Below are 21,076 nucleotides of genomic sequence, written 5' to 3'. Positions count from 1 at the left end.
CCTGACAAGCTGCCATTTTTTCAGTTTTTGTCCGCTCTCTTGTCAGTGATTGCTTGGCGGCCTGGCTTGCAGGGCATAAAAAAAGGCCCTCCAAAGGGCCTTTTATATTTTAGTTGCAGCTATAATCTCTAAAACCAAGATTTCGAGTGATTTCCCCAAATTTGAGGTACTCCAAAACTTCATCGTCTAATTCATAGCCTTTTCTAGTGGTAAACATTTTTGTGGTAAAAATGCCATAGCCATCAGGAACATTTGTGTAGGGCTCTGCCGGAAACAGTCCACCCACTAGGCTTTGGTTGGCTGCATTGGCCTTGAGGTAGTTGGCCAGCTCTACGCCAGCGGCATCTACCCGAATATCCAATTCGCTAAAGCAGCGGCGAATATTATTATCCGTAGTACTCGATAGGTTGTTGGCCAAATAGCGGAAGAAGCTCTCGCCATTGATTTCTTGGGCCACGGTTCCATCGCCTTCAATAAAGCGTTCATAGGTTTGTGGACAAAGATTGCAGAGTCCTCTAGGCGCTGAAGTACCCGAGGCCAAAACAGAGCGGAAGGGGGTCCACTTGAGGGTTTTACGTACTCGAGTTCCAGGAATCTCGGGCTCGCCCGTTTGGCTTTGGTCTACCTCAAATTCATAATAATGAATATCTAGTGAAAGATCATAAATAGCCGCATCGCTTGGGGTGGCCCAGTTGAAGCGGATATCTCTAAAAATCCAGTCTTGGCTGCCCTGGTCATAGTTGGCCCACTTAATCCCCAAACTCGTCGAGGGTGTGGTCACTCTAAACTCATTAAAGGTCGAGTCGGTAAAATCACGACTGCCAGGCTGAATGCTCTTTGTATATATATCATACTCTTTGCCCGTAGCCAAGTTCTTCACCTTGAGCATAAGGTAACGGCCTACAGGCAAAACGGCATCACTCTTATAAATATAGTTGGGACTAGCCGCAAAAATACCCTCTTCTCGGTCCGCAAAGCCTTCATCTGTGGCATTTACCCGCTCAAAAGTATCTAGAGGAGTGTTAATGATCTGAGAGCCCTGCTGCGTTTGCTCATACAAAATTACTTCTAGGTCAAAAGGACCATAATAAAGGGAGTCGGCCCGCTGCGCAATCTGAAAGGCATCCGTACGAGGGTCCAAAAAGGCCTTTTCAATACGAATATAGTGCGGCTCCATAGGCGAAAATAAAGGCAGAGGGTTAATTACGCCATAAACAATAGGCACCTCTTTCCAGTCGCCAACTACATCAACTTCATTATCGCAACTATTATTCAACAGGCCAAAACAAAGGAGTAGGGCCAGTACACTCCATCTTTTTAAGTACATAGATTTTAAATTCTAAGGATGAGACCAAACATTTTTGGGCAAAAAAGGACTTGCGCAAATTTAATAAAAGGCCTCACTAATCTTAAATTTTTAAAAAACTTTAAGGCCAGGCTCTGAATTCACAAAAAAGTATAGTTTTTTTCAGAAAACCTTTGGAAGTTTAAAAAACTGCCTTATATTTGTGCCACGCAAAACAAAAACAGCTGGTTTCGTAGCTCAGCTGGTAGAGCATCGGACTGAAAATCCGTGTGTCGGCGGTTCGAGTCCGCCCGAAACCACTTTAACCTTCAAGCTTTTGGCTTGGAGGTTTTTTTTTGCCCCAAAAAAGGCTAGCGATAAAAATCACTAGCCAGTGTTCTACTTCAAGGCCTATTTATGAGGGGCAGCGGGCTGCTCTCCTTGCAAGCTTTGGCCAGCCTCGGCAAAGGCGGTAATTTTTTCCTGAATGGCAAAACCATCGGGACAGTTTTGTTTGAGTTGGGCGTTCATAATGGCTATTTTGCTTTCGCTAGCGGCTTTGGGGTCCATATTTTCGCCCAAAATTTTGGCCATGGCCTCATCAATTAGGTTTTGATTGATGCTACTATCTGCCTGGCTGCCACATTCGCGATAGCCTTTCATCTTGCGCATATCGGGCATCAAGGGGCCCAGAACTTCCATTAGGCTAACCCCTCCTTTTTCTTTGGCTTCGGCAATAGCGGGCAGGGCCTTATCGGTAAAATTAGTGATGGCCTCGGCATGTTCTTGCAGGCAAGCGCAGGCCGTTTCATTGAGCTTGGCCATTTCGGCTTGGGCGGCGGGCTCCATCTTGGCCAATTGCTCTTCAGGGCTCAAGGGGCTAGGCGAGGCGCTGCTTTCCTCCTGGCTGCTATCGGCGGCTACCGTTGCTTCGCCCTCGCTTTGTTGAGGGGCATTATCTTGGCAAGAAAAAAGGAAAACACCAGAAAAGAGGGCCAAAAATAGCCCGATTTGAAATAAACGCATAGTTTGTTTTTTTAAAATGAGTTGCTCACTCTTGATCTAAATAGGAGGGGACAAACTTAGGGCTTTAACAGGAATTTAAGAAGTTTTATTTGGGGCTGCCCCTGCGGCCTACGGCCTTGGGTCGGGCTGTGCCGGGCTCGCAGGTCTGCTCGGCCCTGCAGTTTTTTTCGCTTCGCTTCAAAAAACTTGGGTCTGGCCCTGCGGCCCACCCTATCCATCCCTCAGCCGAGGCGCTTCGCGCCTTTGCGGCGGCTTTGCCGCCTGCTGGGCGCAGCTCGCTGCGCTCGTTCATGGCCTAGCGATGTGTAGCAGTGGCCCGCAGGGCCAGACCGAGCCAGCTTGCTGGCGAAGGGCCGAGCGAATAGCGAGCTGCGAAACGTAGCGCCGCAGCGAAGCTGCGGAGGCCCCAAAAAAATCAATAAAAAAATAATGGCTCCCCCTCGGCCTGTCAGGCTAAACTGACAAACTGCCAAAAAGCAAGAAAAAACTGACAAGATGTCTTTATCTTGCGGCTGGCAAAAAACTTGACAAGGGCCAAAGTGAAATCGTTTAAACACCGTCATACTATATATATATTATCATGGAAGAAAAGAAGCAGGAGGAACAACTAGATCCTCAGGAGGAGCAACAGCAGCAAGAAGAGCAGTTGCAAGCAGATGCACAAACTCAGGAAGAGGAGACTGTGAAGGAAACGGCAGCTCCCAAAGACGAAAAAGAAAAATTGGCCCAAGAACTGGCCGAAATGAAGGATAAATACCTGCGTATTTATGCTGAGTTTGACAACTTTAGAAAGCGCAATGCCAGAGAAAAACTGCAGCTGATCCAAACTGCTGCGGCCGATACGATTAAGTCGCTTTTGCCCGTACTCGATGATTTTGATCGGGCGGTAAAAGCTGGCCAAGAGCTAGATGATGGCATTATGCTCATTTATGAAAAAATGAAAAAAGCCTTGGCCCAAAAAGGATTGGAAGAAATGGAATCTACTGGCCAAGCCTTTGATCCCGATTTTCATGAGGCCCTCACTAAGGTGCCCGCTCCCACAGAAGAGCTCAAGGGCAAGGTGATTGATACCGTGGAAAAAGGATACATTTTGAATGAAAAAATCATCCGCTACGCTAAGGTTGTAGTGGGCCAATAAAAAAGAAGATAAAGAGTCATGGCGCAGAAAAGAGATTATTATGAAGTGTTGGGCGTAGATCGGAATGTGGAAAAGGCGCAACTCAAAAAGGCCTACCGCAAGGTGGCCATGAAGTACCACCCAGACCGCAACCCCGATAACCCCGAGGCAGAAGAAAAATTTAAGGAGGCAGCCGAAGCCTATGAGGTGCTCAATGATGACCAAAAGCGGGCAGCTTATGACCGTTATGGGCATGCTGGCGTGAATCAGGGCGCTGGACCTGGCGGTGCAGGCGGCTTCTCTATGGAAGATATTTTCTCTCAGTTTAGCGACATCTTTGGTGGTGGCGGAGGAGGCGGTTTCGACTTCTTTGGTCAGCAGCAAGGGGGCCGTGGCCGTAGGGCTGCAGGCGGCCAAAAAGGCTCTAATCTTCGTATTCGGGTTGGCCTAACCTTAGAAGAAATTGCCAAGGGCGCCAAAAAGAAGATTAAGGTTAAGAAGTACGTCAATTGTGCTAGCTGTGGCGGCTCAGGGGCCAAAGATAGCAGTTCAATCAAGACCTGTAGTGGCTGTAATGGCAGCGGCTATGTGCGTCGGGTGCAAAACACCTTTTTGGGCCAAATGCAAACCACCGTGGCTTGTCCCCAATGTAATGGCTCTGGAAAAAGCATTACGAGCAAATGCGGCAGCTGTGGAGGCGAGGGCCGTACTTATGGCGAAGAAACCCTAGAGATTGACATCCCTGCTGGGGTATCGGAAGGCCTACAGCTTTCTATGCATGGCAAAGGAAATGCGGGCATGAATGGTGGTCCTGCTGGCGATCTGCTCATCAATATCCAAGAAAAAGAGCATGAGCTCTTTGCTCGAGATGGCAATAATATTCATTATGAGCTAGACGTCAACTTTGCCGATTTGGTCCTAGGTACCGCCGTGGAGGTCCCCACCCTAACGGGCAAGGTCAAGGTGACGTTACCTGCGGGCACCGAGGGCGGCAAGGTCTTCCGTCTAAGAGGCAAGGGGCTCCCTTCTCTAAGAGGATATGGCCAGGGCGATCAGCTCATTCATGTTAAGGTTTGGGTGCCTAAAAATGTGTCTTCGGATGAGCGCCGTGCTTTAGAAAAAATGCGCGACAGCAAAAATTTCATTCCCAATGCCAAGGAAAAAGGCGGTAGAAAGGGCTTTTTGGACCGTCTCCGAGATGTTTTTGGAGGAAATTAGAAAAAATAATCGCTAGAAGTTTGGATCTTAAAAATATTGCCCTATATTTGTGACCACAAACAACAACGCTACTAGCGAATCGGGATGTAGCTCAGTTGGTAGAGTACTCGTCTGGGGGGCGAGTGGTCGCTGGTTCAAGTCCAGTCATCCCGACCAAAAGCTGAATAACTTTAGAGTTATTCAGCTTTTTTTTTGTGCCTATTGGGATGTTTTGGGGCCTCCGCCTCGCTGCGCTCGTCGGCGCTACGTTGCGGGGCTCGCAGGTCTGCTCGGCCCTTCGTCGCTCCGCTCCTCGGTCTGGCCTTCGGCCACCCCTCCACATCGCTAGGCCGTTTACTGTAGGTTGAAACCTACAGCAAGCAAGGTATTGCTCCGCAATATTTTTTATGGCATGCGGGTTAAAACCCGCATGGATTGAAATCTTTTGGCCTTTTATCTTTCTCAGTTAGTTAATCAATCCATTTCTAGCTATGGGGGGCTGTTTAAAACTTTGTCTTTCCCCTTTCCTGCGCCTAGGCGCAGAAAAGGCAAAACCATCAATAAAAAACAGCCCCCGCCTTTCTTATTATTAGTTTTTGTTGGAAAAAAGTACAAAATGCCCTATATTTAACTATTAGAGAAACTAAAAAATAAGTTATGGCTCAACAAATAAGAGAAGAAGATTTAGAACAACAAGTAGCTAATAAACGGAGTGAAATATCTACAGAAAGGATGGACCTTTCTTTTGGGGAGCTGGTTAATATGTATCGTGATAATGAACTAATCATCCGACCAGAATACCAGCGTTTGTACCGTTGGACAGAGGACCAGAAAACAGCCTTGATAGAGTCCATCTTACTGGCTATTCCTATTCCCCCTATTTTTGTAGCAGAAGTAGAAGATGGAGGTTGGGAAATCATTGATGGTTTGCAGCGGTCAGCAACCATTATTTCTTTTTTAGGGCATTTGTCAGAATCTGAAAATTATTCAATAACAACTCGTTTAGAGGATGAGGATGAAGCTGAGGAGCATGTAACTGAGGGAGGCATGAACAAATGGAAGTTAGCTAAGGCTATTTTGTTACCCGCTTTAGAAGGTTATGGGTTTTATGATTTACCCCGAAAGTTGCAGTTGAATATTAAACGAGCAGTCTGCCGAGTAGAAATACTAAGATCAAATACTGGTAGGAGTATGAAGTTTGAGCTGTTTAAGCGCTTAAACTCAGGCGGAAGTAAGTTGAAACCACAAGAAATTAGGAATGCTATTTTTCGGACAGAGGATAATGGGGTAAGGGTAGCGGATATGCTCTTAGAGTTAAGCCAGAAGGATAGTTTTCTGCGTCTAGTTGGAAACCAGCTATCTGCTGCTAAAAAACAAGAATTATATAATCAAGAGTTGGTCTTAAGGTTTTTAGCTTACTCTAATGGTAGGCATCAATCTATTAGCGATAAAATGGAGGTTTTCTTAGATAACTTCATGCAAAAGCTCTCAAAAGATCCATCTTTTGAGAAGGAGCCTTTTGTATCAAATTTTGAAAAGGTGTTTAATCTTTTGTTGGAATTAGGGGATGAGAATATTTTTAAAAATCAGAGCGGCCAGTTTACTCCTGCTTTATTTGATGGTATTTGTATAGGCGTAGAGCAAAACTTTGAACGCTTTGTAGATGACTATGATGCCCTAAGAAGAAAAATAGAGGAATTAAAAGAAGATGCAGTTTTTAGACAGGCCTCAGGCTCTGCTTCAAATTCTAGAAGTCGAACAAGAAATCGTTTGACAAGAGCAGTCTCTTTATTTAGCGAGTGATAGCATTTAGAAATAATAAACAAATGACAATAGACGATTTTAAGCAAACGACTGAAATCTTACTAGATAGTTATTTGAAGCTATTTAGAGAAATTGAAGATATTTCATTTATTAAGCCTACTAGGGGAGCGTTCAAAGAAGTTCAGCAAAATATACTTTCTCAGCAATCTATAGCTATGCTCTATGCTGCTTGGGAAGGTTTTTTTCAAAATTTACTTGCAGAATATATTTCCTTCTTAAATCAAGAAATGATAAGCGTGAAGGTGGAATTATTTGATCTTTTAGATAGCATTGTTGTCCGTCATCTTGAAGATCAGGTTAGCCAATTGGTTAATTCTCCTCAAAGAATAGCTCAGAAAATTAGATTCTACCAAAAATTTGAAACTACTGTTACAGCGACCCAATTAGGTTAAACACTATAATTAACACAAATAGTAATTTGGGATTTAAGGTCATGAATGATCGCTTGATTTTATTTGGTATTGAAAAGTTTTCAAAGGTCCATAAAGGTTTATCAGGAGCCAGACATTTTTTGGAAAGAGACCTAAAGAGTTTGTTAGACAGTCGAAATCGTATAGCACATGGAGTTGAGGTACTTACAGCTTCTAAAATCGATCAGAAAGACTATAACGATTACAAGCTATTATTAGGTGATTTAATGGCTGAAATAATTGAAAGAATGCTTGTAGCACTTAATAATAAAACATATTTAAAGTCCTAACCAACGGTCTATAGGGAAGAGCCTATAGACCGTTTCTATTTTCCAAAACGATAAAAAATAGCCCCCGCCTTCCCAATCCCCTAAAAGCGCAGTATTTTGAGGCTTTCACGCTAAAATATTTACTATGCGACTTAATATCTTATGCTTTCTTATCTTATGGATGGGGACCTTACCGCTTCTAGCGCAGTCTTCAGATTATCAGAATCGCTTTTCGGCTAGCATTATTGCTGGGGTAAATATGGCCCAAATAGATGGCGATGATGCCGCAGGCTATACCAAGCCCGGCCTAAACCTTGGCGCAAGAGGAACGGCCCGTTTGGCGCCTATTTGGGACCTAGGGGTAGAGATTCTTTTTTCTCAGCAAGGTAGCCAGTCGCCTTCTCTTCAGGGAGCGCCCCGCAACTTTTATCTACACCTTAATAATATAGAGGTGCCGGTCCTTATCTTACTCAAAGATTGGGAAATTTCCACAGAAGATGGCAAGGATAGCTACCACCGTATGCAGTTTGGGGCAGGCCTTTCCTATAATCGTATCCTTAATGCTACTGTAGCTATCAATGGACAAGATGACCCTGCTGTAATTGATAATTTTCGAAAGGATTATGTCATGATTGTGGCCGACCTGACCTTTTATTTTACCAAAAATTGGGGCCTCAATGTTCGCTGGCAAAGAGCCCCTATGAATATCCGCAAGGATACTTATTTTAATCCCTATATGTTTAGCCTGCGGGCTATCTTTACGCTCTAATTCGTTTTCATGAAAGCGCTCATTTATTTTCTGCCCTTGCTGCTTTCGGCCAGTGTTTGGGCCCAAACTAGCCAATATAGCCCCCTGCAGGGCCCTGCCGATGATTATTTGGACCGAGCACAGACCCTTGCCCCGCAATTGGAAGGACCACATAGCAGCCTGCGGCCCTTTTTGCGCAGCGATCTGCGCAAGCTGGCCAGCCAAAGTCCAGACTCTAGCTATCTTTTAGCCGATAATGCCCTTTGGGATAGCCTGGCCCCCGCACCCAAAAGTTTTTGGTCGCATTTCTACAGACAAAAGGCCAATCTATATGCCTTGCAAACTGGCGATTTCTATTTTTCGGTCAATCCTTTATTGCATCTGCAAGCAGGAGGGGAGCGCCTAGAAGATGGAAGCCAAAACCTGCTTTTCCTCAACCGTAGAGGCTTGCGCCTAGAGGGGGATATTGCTAAACGCTTGTTTTTTTCGACAACCCTTACCGAAAATCAGGCAGCTTTTCCCCGCCATATCCAAAACCGAATTAGTGAGTTTGGGGCAGTGCCCGGGGCGGGCTTTTATAAGGTCTATGATAGCCAACTGACCGATGCCCCAGAAGATGGGGTAGATTATCTATTGGCCCAGGGACATATTGGTTTTCAGATTATGCCCTATATCTCGGCCCGCTTGGGCCATGGCCGCCATTTTATTGGCGATGGGCACCGCTCTTTGCTCTTGTCCGATTTCTCAAACAATTATTTTTATCTGCAATTAGATACTCGCATTTGGCGCTTTCATTACCGCAATATCTTTGCAGAATTGACGCAGGATCATGCGCCTGTAGCCAATGGGCTCTATCCCAAAAAGTATTTGGCAGCGCATTATCTGGACCTCAAACTGAGCAAAAACCTACAAATTGGCTTGTTTGAGGCCATCGTTTTCGGTAGAGAGCAAGGGTTTGAGTTGCAATATCTCAATCCCCTTATTTTTTATCGGGCGGTAGAGCAAGGCCTAGGCAGCCCAGATAATGCTATGCTGGGCCTAAATTTTCGCTGGGATTTTCTGCGGCGCTTTGCCTTTTATGGACAAGTGGTCATTGATGAGTTTGTGTTTTCAGAGGTCTTCCGTTCGCCTTCTGCGGCCAATGGGGGCTGGTGGGCCAACAAACAGGGTCTGCAATTGGGCCTCAAATACCGAAATGTAGCCAATATCAATCGTCTAGATCTGCAATTGGAGTTTAATACGGTTCGTCCCTATACCTATACCTTTAGAGATAGCTCGGCTAGTTATACGCATTATAATCAGCCTTTGGCCCATCCGCTAGGGGCCAACTTTAGAGAGTTTTTGGCCATTATTCGCTATCAGCCAATGCCCAAACTGCAGCTTCGGGCCCAATGTACCTATGCCTTTTATGGGCAGGATAGCAGCGGCAGCAATTGGGGCAGCAATATCCACCTTTCCTATATTACGAGAGAACAGGAGTATGGCAACCAAATAGGGCAGGGGCTGGCCACTCATTTATTATATCTGGATCTATTGGGCAGTTATCAGCTGCGCCACAATTTATTTGTAGACCTGGGCCTATCTTTCCGCCAAGAAAAGATAACTGGTCTAACAGAAAGCCCGCAGGCGCTTTGGGGCCGCCTAGGTTTGCGTTGGAATATGCTAGAGCGAGGACAAGATTTTTAGGTCCTACAGGCGGCAAAGCCGCCGCTGGCTGAGGGATGGAAAGTGGGGCGGCGAAGCCGCAGACCCAGGGGCTGAAGCGAAGCGAAAGCCCCGCAGGGCCGAGCAGACCTGCGAGCCACGACACAGCCCGACCCGGCCGATAATTCATGAGGGTTTTAACCCTCATTTTGTATAAGCTCGCAAAGCGATGCCGCTTTGCGCTGGGTTTTAACCCGGCGGAAGGGGCAGCCCCAAAAAACAGTAAAAAGCGCTAAAAATTCCTTAAGTTTAGGCGCTGAACAGCAAGATCATCTAAATACGTTAAAAAAAACAGTAACATGAACCAAGATGCAATGCCCCTGTTGGGGACCGATCATGTGGAGTTTTATGTGGGAAATGCCAAGCAATCGGCCCACTATTATCAAACGGCTTTTGGCTATAAGTTGGTGGCTTATAGAGGGTTGGAGACTGGCGATAAGGAGCTTTGTACCTATGTATTGGAGCAGGGCAAAATCCGCTTGCTTTTGACTTCGGCTCTAGTGCCCGATCATCCCGTGGCGGAGCATGTGAAAAAGCATGGCGATGGGGTGAAAACCTTGGCCCTTTGGGTAGATGATGCAGAAAATGCCTATAAAGTGGCCCTAGAAAGAGGGGCAAAATCGGCTTTTGAGCCTAAAACTTTGAGCGATGAAGATGGAGAAGTGAAGCTAGCCGGTATTTATACTTATGGCGAAACCGTGCACACTTTTGTCGAGCGCAAAAATTATAAGGGCGCATTTATGCCGGGCTATATGGCCAAAGAAAGCCCTATGAAAATCCAGCCTGTCGGCCTAAAATATATTGACCATTGCGTAGGCAATGTCGGTTGGGGCGAGATGAATAAATGGGTAGAATACTACCAAAAAGTGATGGGCTTTAACCTCCTGATTACCTTTGATGATAATGATATTTCTACCGAGTATACGGCCCTAATGAGTAAGGTGGTATCTAATGGAAACGGCTATGTGAAGTTTCCGATTAACGAGCCCGCCGAAGGCCGTAAGAAGTCGCAAATTGAGGAGTACATTGACTTTTATCAGGGCGGTGGCGTGCAACATATTGCCGTGGCTACCGACAATATCATTGAGACCGTTAGTCAGTTGAGAGCCAATGGGGTAGACTTCCTTTATGTGCCCGATAATTACTATGATACGGTCTTGGATCGGGTAGGCAAAATTGAAGAGGATTTGGAAGAGTTGAAAAAACTCAATATTTTGATCGACCGAGATGAAGATGGCTATTTGCTACAGATTTTTACTAAGCCGGTACAGGATCGCCCCACCGTTTTCTATGAAATCATTCAGCGTTGTGGCGCCCAATCTTTTGGCAAAGGAAACTTCAAGGCCTTGTTTGAAGCCATCGAGCGGGAGCAAGAGCTAAGAGGAACCCTTTAAGATGATGATTTGGAGTAGGTCGTTTTTGTTTTGGGGCCTCCGCCTCGCTACGCTCGTCGGCGCTACGTTTCGCAGCTCGCTCTTCGCTCGGCCCTGCAGCGCTAAAGCGCTTTGGTCTGGCCCTGCGGGCCACTGCTGCACATCGCTAGGCCGTCGGGCCTTCGGCCCTCCCCAAACGCAAGGAGCTACTCCAAATCAGTTTTTTAGAAAAAAAAGAGGGGGCGCACACCCCTTTTTGAAAAAGAGGCGTCTATAAAACAAATATTGGCCCAAAAGGCTAAGGATAAGAGGAAATTAGGCGGCTCCTGAAAATGAAGGAAATAAAGCAAAATGGAAGCTAAAAAAAGGCGCTTGTTAATTTAGGCTTAAAAAAAATTTTGTTTTATAACTTTATTTTACAAATTTTGTGCGGTTCCGAAAGCCCCGAGGGCAGAGGAAAGAACAGGAGAGGTGCCGGAGCGGTCGAACGGGCACGCCTGGAAAGCGTGTGTGCCTTTACGGGTACCGCGGGTTCGAATCCCGCTCTCTCCGCTAATTCCCGAGCGCCTGAAGTAATTTAGGCGCTCAAATTTTCAACTACACTTTAACTTTAAAGCTGCTTTCTAAGAAGTAATTTCTTGCTTCTTGGTAAAGACGAAAAGTAATTTTCCGAAAAACTGTTAAATCGCACATCTATTATGAAAAGATTGTTTGCTTTGTTGCTTGTGCTTGTTTTGGGAGCAACGATTTCAACCACGGCGCTTTATGCCCAAGATCCTCCCGCTGATAACGACGGCGACCCTACTGAACAAGTAGAAGAAGGAACTCCAGAAGAGGGAGCCGATACTGCTGCTACTCTTGAAGAAACTCCTGAAGCCGCCCCCGAAGAAACGGGCGCTGATGTAGAAACTGCAGATGCTGAAACTGAGAAAGTAACTTTCTACCAGCAAATTAAGAAATACTATATTGATGGAGGTTGGGAATTCATGACCTTCGTATTGGTTTGTTTGATCCTTGGTTTGGCTGTAGCTATTGAGCGTATCATCACGCTTAGCTTGGCCACTATCAACACCAAAAAGTTGTTGACCAAAATTGAGGACCATGTTCGCGCCAACGATATTGCAGGTGCTCACGAGCTTTGCAAAGCTACTCCTGGCCCCACCGCCGAAGTACTCGGAGAAGGCCTCCGCCGCGTAGATAACGGCCTAGACGCTGTAGAAAAAGCCATCGTTTCTAACGGTAGCGTACAAATGGGCCTCCTAGAAAAAGGCTTGGTTTGGTTGGCGCTATTTATCGCTCTTGCTCCCATGTTGGGCTTTATGGGTACGGTAATCGGTATGATCTCAGCCTTTGATGCGATCGAAGCCGCTGGTGATATCCGCCCCTCTGATGTAGCAGGTGGTATTAAAGTAGCCCTTTTGACTACCGTATTCGGTCTGATCACAGCGATTATCCTTCAGATTTTCTACAACTTGATTACCAACAAAGTAGACTCTCTATCTAACAAAATGGAAGATGCTACAATCTCTATGATTGACATCCTCCTAGATAACGGCTACAACAATAATGGCAAAGAAGCCTAATTGATTTTCTCCATTCACATCCAAAAATCAGAAATGCCTTATGAACGGTGCATATCAGTTTTTGAAAAAGCATGGGGTGACAATTAGCTTCTCTTTAGGTGCCTTATTGTCTCTCATCTCTATCTTCGCAATCGTTGGAGGTTTTCCAGAAGAAGCAGATCGGCCTACGCTTTATGCTTCAGGAATCTTCAACCCTGCGCTAAATATTACTTATCTACTCATTGCTATCTGCTCTATTGTCGCTATTGTAGGCCCTATTCTCTACATGGCGTTCAATATCAAAGAATCAATCAAGTTCCTAGCTACCGCCGGAGCAATGTTGGTTGTTTTCTTTGTCACTAAAGCAATGGGTACTACTCCCACTGCCGAAGAATTGGTAGTCTTTCAAGGAAACCATAACCACCACCTAGAAGCTGGCGATGTCGCTTTTGTCGATGGCCTCCTCCTATTCGCTGTGGTCATGATTTTCCTCAGTATTGCTGCCTGGGTCTTCTCCGCAGTTTGGGATACCATTAAATCATAATCATAGAAATCAAGAATTATGGCTGAAAGACAAATCCCAGAAATCAACGCAGGCTCTATGGCCGATATCGCCTTCCTGCTTTTGGTTTTCTTCCTCGTTACTACGACTATTCAAACGGATTCTGGACTACAGGTGACTCTCCCCCAATGGGTAGATGAACCCCCAGAACCTCAGGATAAAAACTCTCGTAACGTTCTAGAAGTGGTCATCAATGGGGCCAATCAGCTTGCTGTAGAAGGAGAGCCCGGCTTTCCTGTAGAAAGCCTTAAGGAAAAAGCTATCCGTTTTATCACCAACAATGGTTCTGACCCTACTATGTCAGATAACCCCAAAGCAGCTGTGATCTCGCTGCAAAATGATGATGGAACTGATTACTCTACCTACCTAGGGGTCTACAACGAACTACAAGCTGCCTATAATGCCATTTGGGAGTCAGAAGCCCAGCGCCGCTTTGGCCGCCCATACCAAACCCTCGAAAAAGAAGACCGTATGGCTATCCGTGAGGATTATCCCAAGTTCCTCTCTGAAGCGGAGCCCACTCGATTTGATTAAATCTTAAACCACTAGACCATGTCTAAATTTAAGAAGAATAAAAAGAAGGATGCCCCCGGTATCACCACCGCCTCTTTACCCGATATCGTTTTTATGTTGCTCTGTTTCTTTATGGTAGTAACAAAAATGCGTGATGCAGATGTAAAGGTGCGCGTCAGAATTCCTCAAGCTACTGAACTACAAAAGCTAGAGAAAAAATCTATGGTGAGCCATATCTTCATCGGTCCTCCTTCTCCCGTTTATCAAGCTCAGTTTGGTTCGGCTCCTAAGATCCAACTCAACGATGCTTTTGCTACTCCTGATGATATCATGCAGTTTGTCAATGTAGAACGTTCGGCCATTAACCCCGAACGCCACAACGAAATGACTTGTGCCATGAAAATTGATGGGGAAGTGAAAATGGGACTCATCACCGATGTAAAAACAGAGCTGCGTAGAGCCAACTTCCGCCGAGTAAGCTATTTGGCCAACAAACGCTCTAACTAGTTATAACAAGCAATCTTTTCTATAGGCTCTTCTCTTGGCTGAGAAGGGCCTTTTTTTAGTCAATTTTAGCGCAACGGAAGCCCCTAGCATAATGGGCTTCCCTAATTCTTCGCCTTATGTCCTCTTCGCTTATTCCCCAAAAATGGCTGCCCCATAAAACCTATATCTTTTTGGGCCTGACGACTATCTTGCTTCTGCTGGCCTTTAGCGCTTTTCTCTTTGGCCCAAATCTTTTCCTCTTTAAAGATATTGGAAGCGATACGCTTAATGTGTTTTATCCCCAACTCCATCATGTAGCAGACTATCTCCAAAAAGAGGGGCTCCCTACTTGGTCTTTCCAACAAGGAATGGGGCAAAATATTCTCCCCCTTAGCCTAGGCGACCCTTTCCAATGGCCGCTCTATCTCCTCGGCCCAAAACAACTGGCCTATGGCATCGCTTGGATGGAAGCACTCAAGCTGCTTTTGGCGGCTTTCTTTTTCTTTCGCTTTTTAGGCTATAGACAGTTGGCGCCCCTGGCCCAAATGGCGGGGGGACTGGCCTTCGCTTTCTCTGGCTTTCTGCTCATCGGCGCAGGCTGGTATGTCTTCAGCACTCAAGCCGTTTTTATGGCGCTTTGCCTCTGGGGTTTCGAGCGCCTGCTGGCCAAACAAAAAGGAGAGACTTTCGGCCTTTCGGTCTTTTTCTTGGCCCTCAATATGCCTGTAGATCTCTATATTATTGGCCTCTTTGTAGGCGTTTATAGCGTTTTTCGCCTCTTGGAGTTGGGGGAGAAAGATAAAAAAGCCATTATCCAACTCTACCTCTGGCTAATGATCTGGGGAGCGGCTGGCCTACTCATGAGCTCGGTCCTCCTAATTAGTACTATTGACCAAATTCTCAACAGCCCCCGTGTGGGTGGAGAATCCGCCTTTTTTGCCCAATTGATGCAGGAAGGCTTCGGCAGTACCCAAAAGGCGGAGGCCCTGACGATCCTTGGCCGACTCTTTTCGCCCAACTTTTTCTTTGGGGCCGCCTATGAGCAGTTGCCCAATGGTCAAAATGTTCTGGCCTATAAGGGCTGGAATAATTACCTAGAGGCCCCTAGCCTCTATATCGCTCTCCCTTTGCTCTTGCTTTTGCCCCAAGCGCTCTTTTTCCAAAAGGGCAAGCAACGCTACCTGAGCTTGGCCGCCTTGATTTTACTCTTGCTCCCGCTTTTTATTCCCTTTTTCCGATATAGCATTTGGCTGTACGCAGGAAATTATTACCGCATTTACTCGCTTTTTGTGGCCACGGGCTTGCTGCTTTTGGCCCTAAAGGGACTCTCTAAGCTGTTGCAGGGGGCCAAGCCGAATATTTGGCTGCTCATTTTTAGCCTGGTCTTTTGGGCGGCTCTGCTCTATGTCCCTTTTCTATCGGCCAAAGAGGTACAGGTCGATCAGCCTTTGCAGAATCTGCTCTTTATCTTTTTGCTGGGGGGCGCGCTAGCCATTGCGGCCCTAGCCGTTGAAAAATATCGCTTGCAGGCCTTTGGTTTTCTGGCCCTGCTCTTTTTGGCCGAGCTGATTTTCTCGGCTAAGCAGGTGTATAGCAGCGACCGACAAATGATCAGCAAAGAAGAATGGTCCAAAAATATAGGCTACCAAGATGAGAGCATAGCCGCTTTGGCCAAAATTGAAGCCCAAGACTCTGGCTTTTACCGCATAGAGAAGATGTATAGTTCTAGCCCCGCTATGCACAATGGCCTCAATGATGCCAAGGTCCAAAACTTCAAGGGCTCCTCCTCTTATCACTCTTTCAACCAAAAGAATTATATCCGCTTTTTGGCCAAAACTGCAGTGATTGATCCCCAGGACGAAAACCAAACCCGCTGGGCCCCCGGCATTCGCCAACGGCCTTTGTTGCAGGTCCTAGCTAGCAGCAAGTATTGGCTGGCTAAGGAGCCTGTCAATCCTTTCTTTTATGTTTTGCAAGATAGTGTGGGGGCCGTCAAGATCTGGAAGAATAGTATGTTTCTCCCCCTAGGCTTCACTTACGATACAAAATGCTCGGAAAAGCAATGGGAGGCCCTGCCCAAGGATAATCAATCAATTAGACAACAGATGGCTTTGCTCAAAACTTTGGTGCTGGCCCAAGAGGATCTAGGGGCTTTTACTGCTCTGCAGGATAACCCCCTGAATAATCTCAACCCTCAGGCTTATGGCCCAAATGAGCTGGGCCAAGATGTCGCCAACCGAAGTCGCCAAGTCGTTCGTTGGAGTAAGTTGGGCCAAAAGCAGCTCCAAGGCGAAATAGCCTTAGAGCAGCCCGCAGCCCTCTTCCTCTCCATTCCCTTCGATCCAAATTGGCAACTTTTGGTCAATGGGGAGGCGCAGCCGATTTATCGGGCCCAACTGGGTTTTATGGCCCTTCCGCTGCCTGCAGGCCAGCACCAAATCGAATTGCAGTTTTCGCCCCCTTATTGGCAGCCCGCCCTCTTGGGGAGTTTGCTCGGCTTTCTTATCTTTGGGGGCTTGCTGTTCTGGCAAAGAAAGCGATAGCCTTCTGTTTGGGGCCTCCGCCTCGCTTCGCTCGTCGGCGCTACGTTCGGCAGCTCGCTATTCGCTCGGCCCTGCGGCGCTTTCAGCGCCTGGGTCTGCGGCTGCGCCGCACTGCCTACCATCGCTAGGCCGGCGGGCTGGGCCCGCCTCTAGACGCAGCACAATAGAAAAACATCCATTTGATCAATCAGATATCATTATGACTTATCAGAATCTTTTGGCCGTTGAAGAAAACGGCATCATTACACTAACTATCAATCGCCCTAAAGCGCTCAATGCCCTCAATCAACAAACTTTGAAGGAGCTCAAGCAGTTTTTTGGCCAAGATGCCCTAGCCGTAGAAGGCCTTAAAGGGGTGGTCCTTACTGGAGCAGGCCCCAAGTCTTTTGTGGCGGGTGCCGATATTAGCGAGTTTACTGGACTAGACGCTCAGGCTGGTTTGGAGATGGCCCAACATGGCCAAGATATTTTCTTTTTGATTGAAGAGTTTAAGGTTCCTGTTGTCGCTGCCATCAATGGTTTTGCCTTGGGCGGTGGCTGTGAGCTGGCTATGGCTTGCCACCTTCGTGTCGCTAGCGAGAAGGCCCGCTTTGGCCAACCCGAAGTAAATCTGGGCATTATCCCCGGCTATGGCGGAACCCAACGCTTGATCCAATACTTGGGCAAAACCAAAGCCATCGAATTACTCATGACCGGCGATATGATTAAGGCCGAAGAGGCTTACCGCCTCGGCTTGCTGAATTATGTCACGCCCGCAGGAGAGGAGGTCGCTAAGGCCAAAGAACTCCTAGAGAAGATTGCTACTAAAGCCCCTATCGCTATCCAAAAAGTGATCGAATGTGTCAATAGCCACTTTAGCAAGGGCGGCTTCGAGAAAGAAGTAATCGAGTTTGCCAATGCCGTGAATACCGAAGACTTTAAGGAAGGGGCCTCGGCTTTCTTGGAGAAACGTGCGCCCAATTTTAAAGGGCACTAAGTTTTGTCCGAAATATCTGTGGGGCTGTCGACTTTTAGGGGCAGCCCTTTTTTTGTCCCAAAAACTTTGACTATTTTCTCTAATGAATTGAGCAAGGCGGCCTTTTTGGCCCAAAGAGGCGGCGAAGCCGCCGATATGCTGGGCCCCAGCCCAGCATCTTAGCCCATAGCGCAAAGCGCTATGTCGCTTGGCTGCGGCTTTAGCCGCAGAGGCTGAGGGATGGAAAAGGGTGGCCGAAGGCCAGACCCAGCGGGCGTAGCCCGCGCAGGGCCGAGCGAATAGCGAGCCCTGACACAGCCCGACCCGCCCGGAGGGCGGGGCAGCCCCAAATCATTAGAAAAAGAACATATCTAATAAATCAATCATCTATGAAGAATTTTATCCGTGAGTTTTTTGCTTCCTGCTTCGGGACCATTGTTGGTCTCTTTGGTTTAGGGGCTATTATTATGACCATTGTGCTGCTCAACCAGCCCGGCGACCCCAAGGTGGAGGAAAACAGCATCTTGAAGCTAGATTTTGGGGCCGCTGTTCCAGAATTGAGCAATAATTTGGACAAAAGTGGGGCCACCGACCTAGAAAGCCTCTTTGCCGAGAATGTAGGTCTAGCCGACCTTTTGGCCTTGATTGCCCTAGCCAAGGAGGACCCCAATATCAAGGGGATTTACCTTTCTCCCAAGAGCAGCCCCGGTGGTTTTGCTAGCATGAAAAAGGTCCGCGAAGCCCTAGCCGATTTTCAGGCCTCAGGGAAGTTTGTCTTGGGCTATGCCAATAGCTATTCACAGTCTACTTACTACCTGGCCTCTGCCGCAGATAAGTTGTATTTGCACCCTATGGGCGGTATTGATTTCATGGGCTTTGGGGGACAAATTATGTACTATAAGGGCCTAATGGATAAGCTGGGTGTAAAAGCACAGATCTACTATGCAGGAAAATTTAAGAGCGCTACCGAGCCTTTCCGCAGAACGGATATGAGCGAGGCCAACCGCAAGCAAGTGCGAGAGTACCTCAATGGGGCCTATATGCAGTATTTGGAGGTCATTGGCGAGAGCCGTGGCATCTCTGCCGATAGTCTATATCAATTGGCCAATCAGGCTAAGATTCGCAATGCCAATGCGGCCCTACAATACGGTATGGTAGATGCCCTGAAGTATAAGGATGAAGTCATTAAGGAGTTGCGTGAGCTAGTCGGGATTCAGGATGACAAAAAGGCCAAACTGAAGTTTGTGGGCCTTTCTGGCTACTATGATATCAAGAAAAAGGCCTTGCGGGAACGCTCTGCGGGCTCGGATAAGGTAGCCGTCATCTTTGCAGAAGGAAGCATCGTTGATGGCGAAGGCGATCGCGGGAGTATTGGGGGCGAGTTCTATGCCCGCACCATCCGTGAAATCCGTGAAGATGATAAGGTAAAAGCTATTGTTTTGCGAGTAAATTCTGGTGGGGGCTCTGCCTTTGCCTCTGAGGTCATCTGGAGAGAAATTGAGTTGGCCAAAGAACAGGGGATTAAGGTCGTGACCTCTATGGGAGATGTAGCGGCTTCGGGCGGCTATTATATTGCCTCTAACTCGGATAAAATCTTTGCCGAAAGCAATACGATTACGGGTTCAATTGGGGTATTCGGTATGATTCCCAATATGCGCGGCCTCTATGAAGAGAAGTTGGGCTTGACCATGGATACCGTAAAAACGGGCAAGTTCTCGATCATGAGTCGGGATATGGGCCAATATTACGCCTTCAATGAAGAGGAGGGGGCCATCATTACCCAATCTATTGAGGAGATTTACGACTTGTTCAAAAACCGAGTGAGCGAGGGCCGTGGCCTCAAGCGCGCCCATGTAGATAGCATTGCTCAGGGCCGTGTATGGCTGGGCACTGCCGCTCTAGAAATTGGATTGGTCGATAGCCTTGCGGGCCTAGATGCCGCTATTACAGAAGCTGCCGCCTTGGCCAATTTGGGTGAAAGCTATGATGCCGTGCATTACCCCAAGATCAAAAACTTTGAAGAAGAGCTGATGGAAAGCTTGACGGGAGGCAAAAAAGTTGATTTCTCGCCGACCGAATGGCAGAAAAATCAATTGCTTCAAGATCTAGATCCCGAGCTTTTGATCTGGATGAAGCAGGTAAAAGACTTGCGAAGCATGCAAGGACCACAAATGCGCCTGCCTTTTGAATTAAAGCTAGATTAAAGCAATAGGACCATAATAAGTAGCGGCCTAGGAGAATTTCTCCTAGGCCGCTTTCTTTTTGAGCCAGCTCTTGGGCCAAAGACCCAAACAAAGAAAAAGCCATCCATAGTCTTGGATGGCTGTTCTGTTGCTAAGCCTAGCTAGGCAGGAGCTCAATCTCGACAAGGCTGTCTCGGCGGCTAGGATTCTCTAGCACAATAAGACGATGGCCAAGCGGGACAATCACTTCAACGCTTTGGTTGGGCTGCAACTCATACTGTTGGCCTGGGCTATCGCTAGAATTAACCAAGAAGTAGTACAAGACGGGCTCTCCGCTAATATGCTGCAAACGCAAGCGCTCGCCACCAATAAGTAGGCCCTCTAGTTGCTGCTGGCTGCTGCCAGGACTCAGAGCCACTTCAAAGTTGCTAAAGTTGTCGTTTTCTTCTTCTTGCTCTTGGCTGCTATTTCGGCTGCGGCGGAAATACTTGAGCTCATAAAAGTTATCTACCCGCTTGGGCGTACGGTAATAATGGGCCAATAGGCGAGCAAAAGCACCATAAAGTATAATAGCGAGCTCTTCACGCTTGGCTTCCAAATCATCTACATTGTCATCGTTATTACCTTCTACTCCCTGCTGCTGGCCACGAAGATCATCTAGCTGCTGGCCAAAGGCAAGTACACGAGCCCCCAAGCCCTGAAGCTGCGGATCGGCGCTCAACAAATCTCCCAAGGTCATGACTGCCTCAATGCGCATATCATAGGTCCCTTTTTGGAAGGGCTCTCGTCCGTAGGGAAGAAATAGACGGTAGTCATTTGTAGCAATATCATAGGTCATCTGAATTTCAACATCCCAGCGGCGAATTTCAACGCCAGACAATTGGGCAATTAGATCTTCAAATGCTGCTGTCTTCTGATGATAATCTCTTTTCTCTACCGTATTCTTACGATACTGAAGAAGAAAGTCCTCATAGGCAGGGAGAATAAAGTTCAAGATGTCTTGAATGACAGGATCGCTGCTCGCTTTTTCTGTCAATTTGTGAACATGATCCTTCGCTAAAAGGTACATCTTCTTTTTGTTTTCTTTGGTGGTCGTATAGACGAAGTTTTCCGTCTTGATCCATCCAGTAGTTTCTACCATTGGATTGCGTTTATTAGTTTACTAATTAGTTGACGTTATAAATATAGGTAAACGATTTTATAAGGTCAAGTCTTTTGCAGAAAAAAACACAACTTTTTTAACTTTTATTGTTTACGTAGAAAAATTAAGGCTGTTTTTGTAGTCGTTACGGAAGTGGAGGCTATAGATGATGATGTAG

At 46.8% G+C, this 21,076-nt stretch carries 18 protein-coding genes and 3 tRNA genes; 18 read left to right on the top strand and 3 right to left on the bottom strand.

All coding sequences use genetic code 11. From position 1 onward, the window contains the following. Positions 1-109: 109 nt before the first annotated feature. Positions 110-1,327 carry a hypothetical protein gene (locus OP864_RS04535; protein ID WP_270100103.1) on the bottom strand — a complete coding sequence of 406 codons (1,218 nt, stop codon included), beginning with the start codon at positions 1,325-1,327 and terminating at the stop codon, positions 110-112. Between the two features lie 205 nt (positions 1,328-1,532). On the opposite strand from OP864_RS04535, the gene OP864_RS04530 reads away from it, so the two are divergent. Next, positions 1,533-1,605, top strand: a tRNA-Phe gene (locus tag OP864_RS04530). A 91-nt stretch (positions 1,606-1,696) separates the two neighbouring features. On the opposite strand, the gene OP864_RS04525 is transcribed toward OP864_RS04530, so the two are convergent. After that, positions 1,697-2,311, bottom strand: coding sequence for a hypothetical protein (locus OP864_RS04525; protein ID WP_270100102.1), 615 nt, complete (start codon positions 2,309-2,311; stop codon positions 1,697-1,699). Between the two features lie 580 nt (positions 2,312-2,891). On the opposite strand from OP864_RS04525, the gene OP864_RS04520 reads away from it, so the two are divergent. The 17 genes from OP864_RS04520 to sppA all read left to right on the top strand — a co-directional run bounded on the left by OP864_RS04520 (position 2,892) and on the right by sppA (position 19,778). Next, entirely contained in the window at positions 2,892-3,449 is a 558-nt protein-coding gene (locus tag OP864_RS04520) for a nucleotide exchange factor GrpE (protein ID WP_270100101.1), read from the top strand. 18 nt (positions 3,450-3,467) lie between these two features. Beyond that, complete coding sequence (dnaJ, locus tag OP864_RS04515; protein ID WP_270100100.1) at positions 3,468-4,646, top strand: molecular chaperone DnaJ; 1,179 nt, start codon at positions 3,468-3,470, stop codon at positions 4,644-4,646. A gap of 80 nt (positions 4,647-4,726) precedes the next feature. After that, positions 4,727-4,802: transfer RNA gene (locus OP864_RS04510), tRNA-Pro, on the top strand. A gap of 480 nt (positions 4,803-5,282) precedes the next feature. After that, positions 5,283-6,428 carry a DUF262 domain-containing protein gene (locus OP864_RS04505; RefSeq protein ID WP_270100099.1) on the top strand — a complete coding sequence of 382 codons (1,146 nt, stop codon included), beginning with the start codon at positions 5,283-5,285 and terminating at the stop codon, positions 6,426-6,428. A 23-nt stretch (positions 6,429-6,451) separates the two neighbouring features. Next, complete coding sequence (locus OP864_RS04500) at positions 6,452-6,841, top strand: MAE_28990/MAE_18760 family HEPN-like nuclease (RefSeq protein WP_270100098.1); 390 nt, start codon at positions 6,452-6,454, stop codon at positions 6,839-6,841. Next, on the top strand, positions 6,832-7,149 hold the full coding sequence (locus tag OP864_RS04495; protein ID WP_349294447.1) for an MAE_28990/MAE_18760 family HEPN-like nuclease: 318 nt from the start codon (positions 6,832-6,834) through the stop codon (positions 7,147-7,149). Before OP864_RS04500 ends, OP864_RS04495 begins: the two co-directional genes overlap by 10 nt. A gap of 124 nt (positions 7,150-7,273) precedes the next feature. Next, positions 7,274-7,897 (top strand): outer membrane beta-barrel protein, encoded by a 624-nt coding sequence (locus OP864_RS04490; protein ID WP_270100097.1) that lies wholly within the window; start codon positions 7,274-7,276, stop codon positions 7,895-7,897. A gap of 9 nt (positions 7,898-7,906) precedes the next feature. Next, positions 7,907-9,562, top strand: a complete 1,656-nt coding sequence (locus OP864_RS04485) for a capsule assembly Wzi family protein (protein ID WP_270100096.1) — start codon at positions 7,907-7,909, stop codon at positions 9,560-9,562. Between the two features lie 317 nt (positions 9,563-9,879). Beyond that, positions 9,880-10,974: a 4-hydroxyphenylpyruvate dioxygenase gene (hppD, locus tag OP864_RS04480; RefSeq protein ID WP_015691557.1), complete on the top strand. Its 1,095-nt coding sequence runs from the start codon at positions 9,880-9,882 to the stop codon at positions 10,972-10,974. Positions 10,975-11,418: 444 nt separating this feature from the next. Beyond that, positions 11,419-11,505, top strand: a tRNA-Ser gene (locus OP864_RS04475). A gap of 146 nt (positions 11,506-11,651) precedes the next feature. Beyond that, the gene (locus OP864_RS04470; RefSeq protein ID WP_270100095.1) at positions 11,652-12,536 is read left to right on the top strand and encodes a MotA/TolQ/ExbB proton channel family protein; all 885 of its coding nucleotides are present in this window, start codon (positions 11,652-11,654) and stop codon (positions 12,534-12,536) included. A 40-nt stretch (positions 12,537-12,576) separates the two neighbouring features. Then, a complete protein-coding gene (locus tag OP864_RS04465; RefSeq protein WP_270100094.1) occupies positions 12,577-13,059 on the top strand; it encodes a hypothetical protein in 483 nt (160 codons plus the stop codon). 18 nt (positions 13,060-13,077) lie between these two features. After that, on the top strand, positions 13,078-13,611 hold the full coding sequence (locus tag OP864_RS04460) for an ExbD/TolR family protein (protein WP_270100093.1): 534 nt from the start codon (positions 13,078-13,080) through the stop codon (positions 13,609-13,611). Between the two features lie 18 nt (positions 13,612-13,629). Next, positions 13,630-14,097, top strand: coding sequence for an ExbD/TolR family protein (locus tag OP864_RS04455; RefSeq protein WP_270100092.1), 468 nt, complete (start codon positions 13,630-13,632; stop codon positions 14,095-14,097). 116 nt (positions 14,098-14,213) lie between these two features. Then, on the top strand, positions 14,214-16,619 hold the full coding sequence (locus OP864_RS04450) for a YfhO family protein (RefSeq protein ID WP_270100091.1): 2,406 nt from the start codon (positions 14,214-14,216) through the stop codon (positions 16,617-16,619). A 199-nt stretch (positions 16,620-16,818) separates the two neighbouring features. Further along, complete coding sequence (locus OP864_RS04445; protein WP_015691550.1) at positions 16,819-17,595, top strand: enoyl-CoA hydratase/isomerase family protein; 777 nt, start codon at positions 16,819-16,821, stop codon at positions 17,593-17,595. A gap of 368 nt (positions 17,596-17,963) precedes the next feature. After that, on the top strand, positions 17,964-19,778 hold the full coding sequence (sppA, locus tag OP864_RS04440) for a signal peptide peptidase SppA (protein WP_270100090.1): 1,815 nt from the start codon (positions 17,964-17,966) through the stop codon (positions 19,776-19,778). Between the two features lie 136 nt (positions 19,779-19,914). Here sppA and OP864_RS04435 read toward each other — a convergent pair whose 3' ends face one another. Next, entirely contained in the window at positions 19,915-20,898 is a 984-nt protein-coding gene (locus OP864_RS04435) for a hypothetical protein (RefSeq protein WP_270100089.1), read from the bottom strand. Positions 20,899-21,076 lie beyond the last annotated feature (178 nt).

The organism is Saprospira grandis, from assembly GCF_027594745.1.
In the GTDB taxonomy this organism is placed as follows: domain Bacteria; phylum Bacteroidota; class Bacteroidia; order Chitinophagales; family Saprospiraceae; genus Saprospira; species Saprospira grandis.
This window is presented reverse-complemented; position numbering and strand designations above follow the sequence as displayed.

Bases quoted from the DNA above. Each gene is read 5' to 3' on its own strand.
- OP864_RS04535 (WP_270100103.1), bottom strand. From the start codon at position 1,327: ATGTACTTAAAAAGATGGAGTGTACTGGCCCTACTCCTTTGTTTTGGC.
- OP864_RS04525 (WP_270100102.1), bottom strand. From the start codon at position 2,311: ATGCGTTTATTTCAAATCGGGCTATTTTTGGCCCTCTTTTCTGGTGTT.
- OP864_RS04520 (WP_270100101.1), top strand. From the start codon at position 2,892: ATGGAAGAAAAGAAGCAGGAGGAACAACTAGATCCTCAGGAGGAGCAA.
- dnaJ (WP_270100100.1), top strand. From the start codon at position 3,468: ATGGCGCAGAAAAGAGATTATTATGAAGTGTTGGGCGTAGATCGGAAT.
- OP864_RS04505 (WP_270100099.1), top strand. From the start codon at position 5,283: ATGGCTCAACAAATAAGAGAAGAAGATTTAGAACAACAAGTAGCTAAT.
- OP864_RS04500 (WP_270100098.1), top strand. From the start codon at position 6,452: ATGACAATAGACGATTTTAAGCAAACGACTGAAATCTTACTAGATAGT.
- OP864_RS04490 (WP_270100097.1), top strand. From the start codon at position 7,274: ATGCGACTTAATATCTTATGCTTTCTTATCTTATGGATGGGGACCTTA.
- OP864_RS04485 (WP_270100096.1), top strand. From the start codon at position 7,907: ATGAAAGCGCTCATTTATTTTCTGCCCTTGCTGCTTTCGGCCAGTGTT.
- hppD (WP_015691557.1), top strand. From the start codon at position 9,880: ATGAACCAAGATGCAATGCCCCTGTTGGGGACCGATCATGTGGAGTTT.
- OP864_RS04470 (WP_270100095.1), top strand. From the start codon at position 11,652: ATGAAAAGATTGTTTGCTTTGTTGCTTGTGCTTGTTTTGGGAGCAACG.
- OP864_RS04465 (WP_270100094.1), top strand. From the start codon at position 12,577: ATGAACGGTGCATATCAGTTTTTGAAAAAGCATGGGGTGACAATTAGC.
- OP864_RS04460 (WP_270100093.1), top strand. From the start codon at position 13,078: ATGGCTGAAAGACAAATCCCAGAAATCAACGCAGGCTCTATGGCCGAT.
- OP864_RS04455 (WP_270100092.1), top strand. From the start codon at position 13,630: ATGTCTAAATTTAAGAAGAATAAAAAGAAGGATGCCCCCGGTATCACC.
- OP864_RS04450 (WP_270100091.1), top strand. From the start codon at position 14,214: ATGTCCTCTTCGCTTATTCCCCAAAAATGGCTGCCCCATAAAACCTAT.
- OP864_RS04445 (WP_015691550.1), top strand. From the start codon at position 16,819: ATGACTTATCAGAATCTTTTGGCCGTTGAAGAAAACGGCATCATTACA.
- sppA (WP_270100090.1), top strand. From the start codon at position 17,964: ATGAAGAATTTTATCCGTGAGTTTTTTGCTTCCTGCTTCGGGACCATT.
- OP864_RS04435 (WP_270100089.1), bottom strand. From the start codon at position 20,898: ATGGTAGAAACTACTGGATGGATCAAGACGGAAAACTTCGTCTATACG.